Below are 12299 nucleotides of genomic sequence, written 5' to 3'. Positions count from 1 at the left end.
TCGGTGGTCCTAGCATGCTCTTTACCTCGGAGGAGATGACGATGGCTGAGTCGACGGGCTCGGCGTGCGACGGCCTGTACGCCCGGTTGGGGGAGTTGCAGACAATGACGCCGACTGATGCTGTCATTGCTCAGTATTTTGAAGATTCATTTCCCCATCTGGCTCTGGAGAACCTTGACGAGATCAGTGCTGCGACAGGTGCGTCAACGGCGTCCGTGACCCGTTTTGTTCGCAAACTCGGGTACGCCAGTTTCCGTGACTTCTCACGCAGCCTCCGCGAGGAAGTGGCCGTCAATTTCGATCTTCCCAGCGATCGCACCACGAATGGTCCCATCACCAATGAGCCCGGGGCGATGTGGCGCTCCAAGATGGATGCTGCTCGTCGCAGCATCGACGTCGGCCTCAATTCCATGGACGGGGAAGCTTTCGACCGCGTCGTCGAGGTACTTCGCGACGATTCACGTCCGCTCTACCTCGTTGCGGCTGCCAGCGGCCATCCGCTGCTCGATTACTTCCAGACGTTGGTGCGCTACTACCGTCGCGAGGTCGTCCTGTTGGAATCGACGGATCGGATGGCCCATCAGCTCATCGATCTTCCCGACAACGCCATCCTGCTGGCCTCGGTATTTGACCGGCATTCGCGGATGGTTGAGTCGGTCCTGCGGATGTTCCATCAGCGTGACATGACGACGATCCTGCTGACGAACCGTTCGTCGACCCCGATGCGTCGTTACGCAGATCATGTCCTGCTGGTCTCATCGGAATCCTCGACGGCTTTCCGCTCCCGGGCCTGCTATCTCATCCTGTTGGAGTCGCTGGTGGCTGCCTTGGCCCCTGCGGACCCAGAGATGGAACGCTCGCGGGTCGAGAGGATGCAGGGGCTCTTCGACGAGCTGGGAGTCTTCATCACTCTGTGACACCGGTTCCAGTGTGCGGCTGACCAGCAGCAACACGCCGTGATAGTTCCGCAGACAGACCAGTGTACGACGACGGGTCGGACAACTTGTCAAGGTCGATGTCATCGAGTTTTTCGGCGATCTCTGGTCGGGCATCGACGAACTCGCGCAGGCTGGTTCCGGCAGCTCGATAAGCGGCTGAGAATTCCTGGAGGAGGTCGTGTGCTCCTTCGTGACCCAACCGCGATGCGAGCTCCATCATGATTCCCTCGCTGACGAGTAGAACTCCTTCGCGACGGGCATTGACGTCGAGCTGGCCGGTGCTGAACTCGAGCACGTCAAGGAGTTTGAGGAGCTTCTGTCCCGCTCCGTCGACGGCCGCGAGGATGCGGGGGATGGCGTCGCGTTCGACCTCGAGCTGACGATGGTCTCGCTCGAAGTCGCCAGGGGGGTTGGTGAGGACGGTCGCGGCGGCACCAGCAGCCATACGAGCGGCTGCCGTGATTTTCATCGTGGAGAAAGGGTTGCGCTTCTGCGGCATGGTGCTCGACCCGGACAGATGGGGGTCGAGGGGCTCAGCGGCTTCCTGGAAGTCGGTGCGCTGCATGTCGTAGAGGTCCTCGGCGATCTTCGCGAGGGTCTGGGCGTGGATGGCAAGGTTACATGCCAGCTCGGTGAGTCCGTCGCGGGAAGCGTGCCAGGCGATGAGCTCGCACACCAGACCCAGTTCCTTTGCGACTCCCATGGCGACGGTGGTGCCGTGTTCCCCCATCGAGGCATAGGTTCCAGCAGCTCCCGAGAACTGCACCAGGAGACAACGTTGCCGGGTCTCAGTGAGACGATCACGGGAACGTTCGAGATCGGCGGCCCAGCGGGCGAACCGCATTCCGAGGGTGGTGGGGACGGCATGCTGACCATTGGTGCGTGCCACCATGAGGGTCTTGGCATGGACGCCGGCAAGGTCACGGATACGCGTCAGGAGCTTGTCAGTGCAGTCGTCGATGAGGTCTAGGGAATCCCGGATCTGGAGACCGCGGGCAGTGTCAAGGATGTCCTGGGTAGTGGCACCGTAGTGGACCCAGGGACGGCGGTCGTCGTCAAGGGCGGAGCGCAGCGCGTCGAGGCCAAGAGCGAAGGGATTGCCCGTCCCCCCGCCGAAGATCTGCTCCATGACGGCATCGGTGGCTTGAGCTTGCTCGGTGATACGAGCCCCGGTTCCTTCCGGGATCATGCCGATCGCGGTCTGGACTCGAGCCAGTGCAGCCTCGACGTCATACCAGCTCTGCACTGTCGATTGTTCTGACCAGATCTCGTCCATCTGGGCTGTGACGTAGCCACGGCGGGTGATCTGGTTGTCGAAGGCTCCGAACGCCATTGTTTGCCACCTTTAATAACTAGCTGAGGGTGAAAGTTATTTTACAACGATGACGGGATGGGGGCATGCGGTTCGTCGTCATTGGTGCGTTGCGCTGGCCGATGTGGGAGTCGCGTGGGAGGCCCATGGGCTGTCTCAGCCCTGGTTGGAATGAATCGATGGTTGCTTTCGCCTCTACTGACGAGACGCCGGTACGTCTCGGGTAGGCGGAGACAGCCTGGACCATCCGGTCCCTGGCGATCATCCCCTTTTCCTCATCAGTGAGGTCATTGGTCTTGACAGACTGAGGTAAGGGGGGATGACCCTGGGGCCGAGACGCTCGGCCCTACAGCTGGATAAACCCATGGGGAGGTTCCCTGACGTGGTGACGACGATGTTCGTCACACGGTGCCGGAGAAGGGACTCGAACCCTCACACCACAAGGCACAGGAACCTAAATCCTGCGTGTCTACCAATTCCACCACTCCGGCATAGGGGTCGTAGCGGCCCCCGGGCCACCAATAGGCCCTCGGTGTTCCCGAATCAGCAGTCGATCTTGAGCTCCCTGCAGAGCTTGTCGACATGGCCCTTGGCCCGAACATTGTACTGGGCTTCAACGATCCTGCACGAACCGTCCGCACCGACATCGACGACGAAGGTGGAACGGATGACCCCGACGATCTCCTTGCCGTAGACGTTCTTGGGTCCGTAAGCGCCGTAAGCCGTCATGACGTCCTTGTCCTCGTCGGAGAGCAGGGTCAACGTCAGGGACTCCTTGGCGACGAATTTCTGGAGCTTGGCAACCGGGTCGGGCGAGATGCCCAGTATCTCGTAGCCGGCGCCCTCGAAGTCGTCCAGATGAGTCGTGAAATCGACGGCCTGAGTGGTACACCCAGGCGTCATGGCTGCGGGGTAGAAGTACACGATGACTTGCTTGCCAGCGAAGTCGGAAAGGGTGATCTGATTGCCGTCAGCGGCGGGCAGAGTGAAATCAGGGGCCGCATTACCGGGCTCAAGACGGGTGCTCATGACCTCAACGATATAGGCTGTTGCCAGACCAGCGCCGCGCCTACGCCGGCGCAAAGCGCAGACACGGCACCAGGAGGGGTCACATGGCTGATAGCAAGTCGAAGGCGAAGGACGAGCGCTCCGCTGATGAGATCAGGCGGGACATTGCAGCGACTCGTGCTCGTCTGGCGGCCGGGGTGGAGAGCCTCGTGGAGGAGGTGCATCCGGCCACCCTCAAGCGCGAGGCCACCGATCGCGCCCGTGACTACGTGCAGGGTGAGTTCGAGCAGGTGAAGGGCCAGGTCAAGGGCGAGCACGGCTGGCGGATGGATCGTATCGGCATTGCCGGGGGTGCGCTCGCTGCCGGCATCGTCGGCATCATCGTGCTGCGCGCGATCGTCGGCCGCGCCACCGGAACCACTGCTCGCCGCAAGCTCGAGAAGCTGCAGCTCTCCGAGGCCAAGCGGGTTCGAAAGGAGGCTAAGCAGCGTCGCAAGGACGATGCCAAGGCCGCCAAGAGGAACGCCAAGCTCGGTAAGAAGAATGCCAAGAAGTACGGCAAGCTCGACACCGATGACTCGTCGGTGAGCAACCTTGCGGAGAAGATGCTGAAGCAGGCTGCCGTGCTGCGTGCACAGGCCGCTGCTGAGCGCGAGGAGGGTGCTGCTTGATCGATCGGTTCGGCATGAGCTGATCGACCGCACCGACCTAGTATCAATTCGGCCCCGGTCCGTCGTGGACCGGGGCCGAACTATGTTGTTCAGCAGGCATCACTTGAGACCACCGGCAGCCAGACCGGCGACGATCCGGCGCTGGAAGACCAGCACCATGATGACCAGCGGCACCGTCATGATGACACCGGCGGCCATCTGGGAACCGAACGGGGTGTTGAACTGGGAAGCACCGGTGAACTTCGACAGCAGCACCGTGGCAGGTTCCATCTTCGGGTCGTTGATCATCGTGACGGCGACGAGGAACTCGTTCCACGCACCGATGAAGACGATGATCGCCGTGGTGAAGATGCCGGGGGCAGCCAGCGGCAGGATGATCTTGCGGAATGCTTGGGCGGGGGAGCAGCCATCGATCATCGCGGCTTGCTCCAGCTCGTCGGGCATCTGCTTGAAGAACGTCGTTAGGTTCCACACGGCCAGAGGCAGTGAGAAGGACAGATCAGGGATGATCATGGCTTGGTAGGTGTTGATCCAGTGCCATGCCGAGAAGTTCTTCAGCAACGGGACGATGATGGCCACCAGTGGGAACATCGACGTCGCAATGATGAGGATGAGGAATCCGCCCTTGCCACGAAAATCCAGCCGTGCGAGGGCGTAGGAGGCGAAGGTGGCGATGAGCAGGGCAATGATCGTCACCGAGATCGAGACGATGAGCGAGTTCCCCAGCCCGCGCAGGAAGTTGTTGTTTGGCTGGAAGACGGCCTGGTAGTTCTCCAGCGACGGGTGAGCTGGCCACCACGTGTTGTCGAAAATCTCGTTGTCAGGACGCAGCGAGGACACGATCATCCAGTAGAAGGGCGCCAGGCAGTAGACGACGATGAGGACGATGCCGATGACCGGCAGTACCTTGACCCAGGCGTTCTTGTGGTGGGTCTCCTGGTCGATGGCTCCCGGTGCAGTTGCAGTAGCGGTGCTCATGACGACACCTCCTTGCCACTCGAAGCTGCGGCTTGTGCTGCGTTGGCCTTCTCTCGGGCACGACGTCCACCAGGGCGTCCGCCATTGACGAAGGTGGTGGCCTTCATCTTCTTGCGCCTGTGCTCGTCACCGACGAGATCGGCGCCGAGGATCTTGATGAAGGCAAATGCGATGATGAACACGTAGAGGAACAGGATGATCGCGTACGCTGCGGCCGCGCCGTACCTCAGGTTCGAGGCCTCGTCCTGGACCAGCATCGACAGCGTCTCGACCGACTTCCTGCGCGGGCCGACGAGGATGAACGGCAGGTCGAACATGCGCAGGGCATCGAGGGTCCGGAACAGCACGGCGACGACCAAGGCCGGTTTGACCAATGGCAAGGTGATCGAGACAAATCTCTTCCAGGCATTGGCGCCATCGACCTTGGCGGCCTCGTAGACCTCGGTGGGAATTACCTGGAGACCTGCCAGCGTCAACAGACCGATGTACGGGGCGGTCTTCCAGACGTCGGCGATGATGATCGACCACTTGGCCGTCCAGTTGCCCGAGGCCCACATGATGTGCTGACCGAGGATGGCGTTGGCGACACCGTTCTGGTTGAAGATCCATCCCCACAAAATGGCGGAGACCGCTGTAGGGATGGCCCAGGGGACGAGGATGGCGGCTCGGACGACGCCTCGTCCAGCGATCGCCCGATGCATGATGAGCGCCATGATGACGCCCAGGATGGTCTCGAGAACGACCGTGACGACACCGAAGAGCGTGGTGTTCCAGAACGCGTTCCAGAATCGATCTCCGGAGCCGGTGAAGATGTCGGTGAAGTTCTTCATTCCGACGAACGGCTCGGTGTCGTTGACGAATCCAGTTTCGGGATCCAGACCGGGCTGGCCATAGAGGGCCTGCTTCACCGATTGGATGACTGGGATGACGATGACGATCGTCAGGGCGATGAGGGTTGGCGTGATGAGAGCTAAGGCCAGGCGTTCCTGGGTCCTGGCCCGAGAAGACCGTTTGTTGGTCTTCTCCACTGTTGCAGTGGTCATGATGAAGCTCCTTGTCCCCGGCGTTGTCCGTCGGGTGGTGCGAGCGATGTCATGGATACGGCGGGGTGAGTGACCCGCCCCGCCGTATCCGTGTGGTTAGTTCTGCGTGACGATCAATTCTTGATGATCGTCTTCAGCTTGTCGGCCAGCTGCTTGGCAGCGCTTTCGGCGTCCGTCTTGCCCTGGAGAGCTGGGTAGATGGCGTCCTGGATGGCCGCGGTGACGTCACCGTAGGCGACGGCATGCGGACGGCCCTTGGCGCTGTCCAGAGAGGCCTTCAGGGTCGGCAGGTACGGGAGCCTCTTGACGTTCTCGTCCTTGGTGTACAACTCGCCGTAGATCGGTGCGTTGGACTGCTTCTCGAGGTTGTACTGCTCGGACTCCTGGTTGGTCCACCACTTGACGAACTTGAGGGCCGTGGCCTTGTTCTTGCAGTTGGAGGTGATGGCGCAGTTGTGGCCGCCCAGGGTCGGCATGTAGTCCTTGCCGTCGATGGAGGGCAGCGGGGCGACGCCGAACTTGTCGGGTCCGAGTTCCTTCATGTCGTTGCCGTACTGGTAAGGCCAGTTGCGCAGGAAGAGGACCTTGCCGGACTCGAAGCCGTTACGGCTGTCCTCCTCCTTCCATTCCAGGGCTGCGGTCGGGATGAGCTTGGACTTGAAGGCGTCGACGGCGGTCTGGATGCCCTTGATGGACTCGGGGGAGTCGACGGTCACCTTCCCGGAGTCGTCGACGATCGCACCACCACAGGTGTTGATGAATTCAGAGATGTTGCAGGTGAGGCCCTCATATTTGGCCCACTGGCCACCGAACCCACCGATGTCCTGCATGCCGGGGAGCTTGCGGACGGCCTCGGTGGCCTTCTTGACGTCTTCCCAGGTCTTGGGAACCTCGACCTTGGCCTTCTCGAGGAAGTCCTTGCGGTAGTACATGATCGAGGCGTCAGTGGCATACGGAACGGCGAACTGCTTGCCGCGGTACGAACCGGTCTCCCACACCGAGTCAATGACGCCTTCGGGCTTCATGTCCTGCGGGATCTCCACGATCCAGCGGTTAGCCGCGAACTCGGCAACCCACACCAGATCGAGGCCAATGACGTCGTAGGCGGCAGAGTTCGTCTGAGCGGCGTTGATGAAGGACTGACGCTGCTGGTCGGCCTCCGAGGACAGCTCGATGAGAGTGACCTTCTCCTTGGGGTACTTCTTGTTCCACTCATCGATGCGCTTCTGGACCATTCCACCGGAGAAGTCCTTGCCCTGCACCCAGCTGATGGGGCCCTCACCAGTGAAGTCTGCGCCCTTGGCTGCGGGCTTATTGGATCCGGAGTCCTTCGAGTCTCCGTTGGAACAAGCTGCCAAGGCACCGAGCGCCAGTGCTCCGACGGAGCCCTGGATGAAGGCCCGGCGGGAGTGTGTGTAGTGCGTCATGTGACTTCTTCCTCCTTGAACTGGGCGATGTCGACAGCGACATCACGTACGCATCAGCGATTTCCTACGGGTGCGATAGGTCATAACCTCAGGCAGGACATTACACCGACTGTCCGGCATGTGTGCACGTCGTTTTGCGATGAACCCGAATGATTGTGCACGACAAGTGGGATTGAGGGGCGTTCCCTCCACCGGGGTGGTCAGAGCGGTGTTGGTAGATGACTGGATCAGTCTGAATCGTTGTGGAAGGAGGGTATTGCTCCGAGCGGTGTCCTGGGATTGCCGTCTGCTGGTGACTGGACAATCTCTGGCCTCGGGAGAAGGTAAATTAGGAGTACAGGATGCGAACATGAAGGAAGCCGTTCCATCCTGTCTCCAGTATGGAACGGCTTCCGTTTCGGTGCGCCGCCAGGGACTCGAACCCTGAACCCGCTGATTAAGAGTCAGCTGCTCTGCCAATTGAGCTAGCAGCGCCGGCGAGAAAAAACATTAGCGGACTTCGGCCAAGATGCAAAATCGAGGTGACGAGTTCATGGCCGACCAGTGCGTGCGGCATCGATTCGACGCTGTCTCAACGCCGTGATCTCGGGCAGGTCGAGGGGCTCCAAATGGCGTCCTAGGGCTATTTCGAGCACATGGTCGGCGAGCTGAGGGTTGCGTGCGAGAACTGGTCCGTGCGGGTAGGTGCCGATGACACGCCCCTGCACGGCTCCTTCGTCGCGATGGTTGCCGTTGCCCCAACCAACCTCGACAGCAGCCAGCGGCTTGGCGTCAGAACCAAGTTCTGTCCAGCCGCCGTGGTTCTCGAAACCGGTGATCGGGCAGGTGTTCCCGTCGGGCTGGGTCCAGATGTGCAGAACCTCCCCGACGGCACGCTCCGGGCCGCGTCGGGTCTCGGCGTCGAGAAGCCCGAGTCCCGCAATGACCTCGTCACGGGCTCCGATGGTGAAGGACCTGCCGCAGATCTGGTAGCCGGCGCACACCGCGAAGAGCATTGCGCCGTCGTCGAGGGCGGTGAACAGTCCGCCATCGGCCTTGAGTTCCCGGACAGCGGTGATCTGGGCGGTGTCCTCGCCGCCTCCCAGCAGATAGACGGCCCCGTCAGTGGGCACCTTCTGACCGGGCTCGACGGTGACGAGCTCGGCGTCGATGCCGCGCCATTGCAGCCTCTTGGTGAGGACGACTGCATTGCCGTGGTCGCCGTAGATGCCCAACAAGGACTGGTACAGCAGGACGATCTTGGGACGGTCGGTGTTCATGCCAGTCCTCCGAGTCGGCGCAGTTTCTGAAAGGGGGTGTAGGTCGACAGCACGTCGACGGGGTGGTCAGCGTCCCAAGTGCCGGCCAGCAGTGGGGAGCTGAGGGCCTGGGCGAGATCCTCGATGACGACGTGCTCCACTCCGGCGTATTGCAGCCTGACGGCCAGATCGAGTGCGCGCGGGCCGGTGCAGATGACGGTTCGTCCGGCCAGTTGCTCGTAATCGACGTCCCACAGCCATGAGACGTCCTTGCCGTCGGCGGCCACCGCGTCGATGGCGAGCACCAGCGGATCGGAGGTCGTCAGCGGCAGGGATTCGGTCCAGCCGGCAGGGTTCTTCGACAGCAGCAGGCGGCAATGGGTGCCGCCGATGGTGCAGGTGGCATAGCGGCCGGCGGGGGACTCCACCGTGGCAATTCCGCGCAGCGCGTCCTCGGGCTGAATACCCATGTGGATGGCCGCGGCAAGGGCGCAGATGGCATTGGTGAGGTTGAAGGAACCGGGCACCTGGACATCGAGGTGGAATCGTCTCCCGGAAGCCTCGACGGCCTCGTCACCCTCCACCCACCAATCGGCAGCAGGCTGACTCAGCTCACATCCGGGGCAGTCCCATCCGCCCTCGCCATGGGTGAGGACGGCGCCGCAGTTGGGACACAGCGTCGAGTCGGCGGTCCAGCGAGGCTTGGTGTCCACCCAGATGACGTGACGAGCCTTCTGGCACACCCACACGATGAGCGGATCGCAGGCATTGGCGACCACCGTCGGACCGTGCTCAGCGGCTTTCTCCAGGGCATCACGCCAGTCGCGTCCCAGGAAGGTCAGTTCGTGGTTACGGTCGAGCTGGTCACGGCTGAAGTTGAGCAGGATCAGTACTTCCGGGTCGCCCATCGCGACGACGTCGGCGACGACTCTCTCGTCGGTCTCCAGCACGGCGATGGTGGCGTCAGGGGCCTCTCCCAGGGCCGAGACGATGCCGTGATGCAGGTTGGCCCCATCGGCGTTGGTGACGACGCTTCGTTGGCCGTCAGGAGTCCCAGCTCGCACTGCGGCGGTGAGGAAGTGAGTTGTCGTGGTCTTGCCGTTGGTGCCGGTGACACTGGCGATGCGACGGTCTGCCAGCAGTTCAGGCAAGGCGTGGGGAGCCAACTTCATCGTCACCCGACCACGAATTGATGCTCCTGAGCCCTTCCCCGTCAGGCGGGAGGCTGTTGCGGCTGTCCGCCCGGCCAGCAGGGCCAGTTGCAGCCGCGGGGAGGTGCGGTGTCTTCGAGGTGACGAGGTCATGGCCCCAATCATGGCAGGAAGGGATGACGGCCCTGGTGTGCCCGGCCGGTGACGAGGACGGCTCTATGACCTCCAAACGCTGGCTGGCAAGGGTGTTCGCTGTTGTTCCAGGCAGTCGTCGAGAAACCTGTCGGGCACGCGTGTCACGGTAATTCCCGTCGGCTGCGACGGGCTGACGAACGCCGGACGAGGGGGTGCGTGATGGTTGACATCGAGGAGTTGGTGAGCCGTGGTGTCGACGGTCTGGAAGTTCCCGGTGGCCATGCCATCCACCCATTGCTTCAACCTCTTTTCCCCGGTGGTCTCATGCCCGCCGTCTATCGTCTGGACGGGGCTTCCTCGGTCGGGCTGGGGCTGCTCACCCATGGCTGGTGTGGGGTGGTCGGGCTGCCCGAACTCAGTGTTGAGGCGGCTCGGCAGTGGGGGTGGAGCTGTCACGATTGGTGCTCGTGCCTCATTCAGGAAACTGGCTTGAGACGGTGGCCACTCTCATCGAGGGCCTCGATGTCGTTCTTGCTGCAGCTCCGCCGCCGTTGCCGATGACGGCCAGCAGGCGATTGACGGCCAGGCTGCGTTCTCGCGGCTCGTCCTTGGTGGTGCTGGGGCCTTGGCCCAGCCCTGCCGCTCGAATCGATGTCCGCACTGTGGGGTGGCAGGGACTTGGTCAGGGGTACGGCTGTTTGTCGGCCCAGGAGCTTGAGGTGACCGTGGTGAGGCATCACCACAACCGTTCCGTGCGGCTCATCCGTACCGGCACCGGGGTGTACCCCGCCGAGGAGGTGGCTGATGTCTGCTGAACCACTCAGTGCCGCGCCGGTTCGAGTCCTCATGGCAGTGATTCCCGGGTGGCGAATCGTGGCGGCGTCTCGACGTCAGCCTGGGGATGCCCCTCTTCTGGTCGTCGATCGCGGGGTCGTCGTCGACTGCTGTTCCCGGGCAGCCGAGGAAGGAGCGGTCCCTGGTTTGCGAGTGAGAGCTGCCCAGTTACGCTGTCCAGACGCCGTTGTCGTGTCTCACGATCCTGCCTCTGAGGAGATCCTCTTCGACGAGGTGGTTCGCGAGATTGAGAGGTCAGTGGCGCCTTCGGTCCACGTGGTGCGCCCAGGGGTGGCTGCGGTGGCTGCTCGCGGAGTTGCTCGTTTCTACGGTGGTGAACGCGCCGCTGCGCAGCGCATGTCCGAGGTGTTGGCTCGTATCGGGTACACGGATACGGGGATTTCGGTGGCGGACGGGTTGTTCGCGGCAGAGGTGGCTGCCACCGCAGTGGCCGGCCCCGGGAGTCATGGCCCCAAGATCCTCAGTCCCGGCATGTCCACGGCCTTTCTGGCTCCCCGCGACGTCTCGGTTCTGGCGCGTACCGGACGAGCCGATGAGGCATTGGTTCGGACCTTGCGCCAGCTCGGTCTGACGACTGTTGGCTCCTTCGCCGGTCTGGACCGTCAACATGTCGTCCAGCGGTTCGCGGAGGTCGGTCAGCGCGCCCACGATTGGGCACGTGGCATGGACGTCGCGGTGCTGTCGGCACACCGGCCCGAGGACGACGATGCCATGGAAGTCGTCCTTGACGATCCGGAACCTTCCGGCGCACAGGTGGTGGCCGTGGTGCGTCCTGTGGTGGAGGAGTTCATGGCCGGCCTGGCAGCCAGCGGTCGGGTATGTTCCCAGGCCCGCATTCTCATCCGGGCCACTGCTGGGTTGTCTGAGCGCACCTGGCGTCAACCGTGGCAATTCAGCGGTGATGATCTGTTGGCTCGACTGTCCCGTCAGCTCGACGACCTTTCCCGGGGCATTGGCGAGTTCGGTGCTGATGAGTTCTGCCAGTCCGGTGTTGAGGCGGTGCGGATCGTTCCCACCATCCATCGTGCGGGTGAGGCGGCCGAAGGATTGTTTGGTGCCAGGCCCGCCGAGCATCTCGTCCACATCATCTCCCAGTTGCAGGAGAGGTTAGGCCCCGAGGGGGTTCTGATGGGGAAAGTCGATGGTGGCCGGATGCTCAGGGACCGACGCCGACTGATTCCTTTCGGGACGGTTGCTGAGGACGCGCGTCCGGTGGATCGTCCCTGGCCGGGCCACCTCGATGGCCCCGCTCCCGTCATCGTGTATTCCCGTCCTCTGCCAGCCCGGCTGGAGACGACCGACGGCATGCCACTGACGACATCGTCCGACTTACCGTCGATCAGCCCTGGATGGTTTCATGACGGCACTTCGCGACGGCGCGTCATCGCGTGGGCCGGGCCATGGCCGGTGCACCAGAGGTGGTGGAGCACCCCGGCCGTCTCCGTTGAGCGAGTGCAGCTGGTCACCGAGGACCAACAGGCGTGGGTGTTGGCGGGATCGGCTGACCGTTGGTGGGTCGAGGCTCGTTACGACGAGGCGTGAT

The 12299-nt window shown here is 62.5% G+C and carries 10 protein-coding genes, 2 tRNA genes and 2 pseudogenes; 4 read left to right on the top strand and 10 right to left on the bottom strand.

Annotated elements, in window-relative coordinates; translation table 11 throughout:
• Window positions 1-41: 41 nt before the first annotated feature.
• Window positions 42-917, top strand: coding sequence for a MurR/RpiR family transcriptional regulator (locus tag ACP8ML_RS08815; protein ID WP_065673696.1), 876 nt, complete (start codon window positions 42-44; stop codon window positions 915-917).
• On the opposite strand, the gene ACP8ML_RS08810 is transcribed toward ACP8ML_RS08815, so the two are convergent.
• From ACP8ML_RS08810 to bcp, 4 genes and pseudogenes are all read right to left on the bottom strand, one after another.
• Complete coding sequence (locus ACP8ML_RS08810) at window positions 907-2067, bottom strand: lyase family protein (RefSeq protein ID WP_249361321.1); 1161 nt, start codon at window positions 2065-2067, stop codon at window positions 907-909. The two genes, ACP8ML_RS08815 and ACP8ML_RS08810, sit on opposite strands and share 11 nt — an antisense overlap.
• Window positions 2068-2271: pseudogene (locus ACP8ML_RS08805) on the bottom strand (lyase family protein); the annotation flags it as partial.
• 388 nt (window positions 2272-2659) lie between these two features.
• Window positions 2660-2741 (bottom strand) — tRNA-Leu (locus ACP8ML_RS08800).
• 52 nt (window positions 2742-2793) lie between these two features.
• Window positions 2794-3279 (bottom strand): thioredoxin-dependent thiol peroxidase, encoded by a 486-nt coding sequence (gene bcp, locus ACP8ML_RS08795; RefSeq protein ID WP_016665896.1) that lies wholly within the window; start codon window positions 3277-3279, stop codon window positions 2794-2796.
• Window positions 3280-3362: 83 nt separating this feature from the next.
• Here bcp and ACP8ML_RS08790 point away from each other — a divergent pair, with 83 nt between their 5' ends.
• Complete coding sequence (locus ACP8ML_RS08790) at window positions 3363-3929, top strand: DUF3618 domain-containing protein (RefSeq protein ID WP_065673694.1); 567 nt, start codon at window positions 3363-3365, stop codon at window positions 3927-3929.
• A gap of 99 nt (window positions 3930-4028) precedes the next feature.
• Here ACP8ML_RS08790 and ACP8ML_RS08785 read toward each other — a convergent pair whose 3' ends face one another.
• The 6 genes from ACP8ML_RS08785 to ACP8ML_RS08760 form a co-directional block, all read right to left on the bottom strand.
• Window positions 4029-4907, bottom strand: coding sequence for a carbohydrate ABC transporter permease (locus tag ACP8ML_RS08785; RefSeq protein WP_065673693.1), 879 nt, complete (start codon window positions 4905-4907; stop codon window positions 4029-4031).
• Complete coding sequence (locus ACP8ML_RS08780) at window positions 4904-5950, bottom strand: carbohydrate ABC transporter permease (RefSeq protein WP_016665894.1); 1047 nt, start codon at window positions 5948-5950, stop codon at window positions 4904-4906. The genes ACP8ML_RS08785 and ACP8ML_RS08780 overlap by 4 nt, the downstream gene beginning before the upstream one ends.
• A 113-nt stretch (window positions 5951-6063) precedes the next feature.
• Entirely contained in the window at window positions 6064-7377 is a 1314-nt protein-coding gene (locus ACP8ML_RS08775; protein WP_065673692.1) for an ABC transporter substrate-binding protein, read from the bottom strand.
• A 401-nt stretch (window positions 7378-7778) separates the two neighbouring features.
• Window positions 7779-7851 (bottom strand) — tRNA-Lys (locus tag ACP8ML_RS08770).
• 56 nt (window positions 7852-7907) lie between these two features.
• Window positions 7908-8636 (bottom strand): type 1 glutamine amidotransferase, encoded by a 729-nt coding sequence (locus ACP8ML_RS08765; protein ID WP_065673691.1) that lies wholly within the window; start codon window positions 8634-8636, stop codon window positions 7908-7910.
• Entirely contained in the window at window positions 8633-9787 is a 1155-nt protein-coding gene (locus tag ACP8ML_RS08760) for a MurT ligase domain-containing protein (protein WP_117189683.1), read from the bottom strand. Before ACP8ML_RS08760 ends, ACP8ML_RS08765 begins: the two co-directional genes overlap by 4 nt.
• Before the next feature lie 333 nt (window positions 9788-10120).
• Between ACP8ML_RS08760 and ACP8ML_RS08755 the strand changes: the two are divergent.
• Together ACP8ML_RS08755 and ACP8ML_RS08750 are read left to right on the top strand one after the other, a co-directional pair.
• A pseudogene (locus tag ACP8ML_RS08755) lies at window positions 10121-10716 on the top strand (hypothetical protein).
• Window positions 10706-12298 carry a Y-family DNA polymerase gene (locus ACP8ML_RS08750; RefSeq protein WP_117189684.1) on the top strand — a complete coding sequence of 531 codons (1593 nt, stop codon included), beginning with the start codon at window positions 10706-10708 and terminating at the stop codon, window positions 12296-12298. Before ACP8ML_RS08755 ends, ACP8ML_RS08750 begins: the two are co-directional and overlap by 11 nt.
• Window position 12299 lies beyond the last annotated feature (1 nt).

The organism is Cutibacterium sp. LaCa_255, assembly GCF_057458005.1.
Note: the sequence above shows the minus strand (reverse complement) of the source record. Positions and strands in the feature narration are given on the sequence as shown.

Excerpts from the sequence above, each read along its gene's own strand:
- ACP8ML_RS08775 (WP_065673692.1), bottom strand. The coding sequence starts at position 7,377 with ATGACGCACTACACACACTCCCGCCGGGCCTTCATCCAGGGCTCCGTC.
- ACP8ML_RS08785 (WP_065673693.1), bottom strand. The coding sequence starts at position 4,907 with ATGAGCACCGCTACTGCAACTGCACCGGGAGCCATCGACCAGGAGACC.
- ACP8ML_RS08760 (WP_117189683.1), bottom strand. The coding sequence starts at position 9,787 with ATGAAGTTGGCTCCCCACGCCTTGCCTGAACTGCTGGCAGACCGTCGC.
- ACP8ML_RS08780 (WP_016665894.1), bottom strand. The coding sequence starts at position 5,950 with ATGACCACTGCAACAGTGGAGAAGACCAACAAACGGTCTTCTCGGGCC.
- ACP8ML_RS08765 (WP_065673691.1), bottom strand. The coding sequence starts at position 8,636 with ATGAACACCGACCGTCCCAAGATCGTCCTGCTGTACCAGTCCTTGTTG.
- ACP8ML_RS08810 (WP_249361321.1), bottom strand. The coding sequence starts at position 2,067 with ATGGAGCAGATCTTCGGCGGGGGGACGGGCAATCCCTTCGCTCTTGGC.
- ACP8ML_RS08815 (WP_065673696.1), top strand. The coding sequence starts at position 42 with ATGGCTGAGTCGACGGGCTCGGCGTGCGACGGCCTGTACGCCCGGTTG.
- ACP8ML_RS08750 (WP_117189684.1), top strand. The coding sequence starts at position 10,706 with ATGTCTGCTGAACCACTCAGTGCCGCGCCGGTTCGAGTCCTCATGGCA.
- ACP8ML_RS08790 (WP_065673694.1), top strand. The coding sequence starts at position 3,363 with ATGGCTGATAGCAAGTCGAAGGCGAAGGACGAGCGCTCCGCTGATGAG.
- bcp (WP_016665896.1), bottom strand. The coding sequence starts at position 3,279 with ATGAGCACCCGTCTTGAGCCCGGTAATGCGGCCCCTGATTTCACTCTG.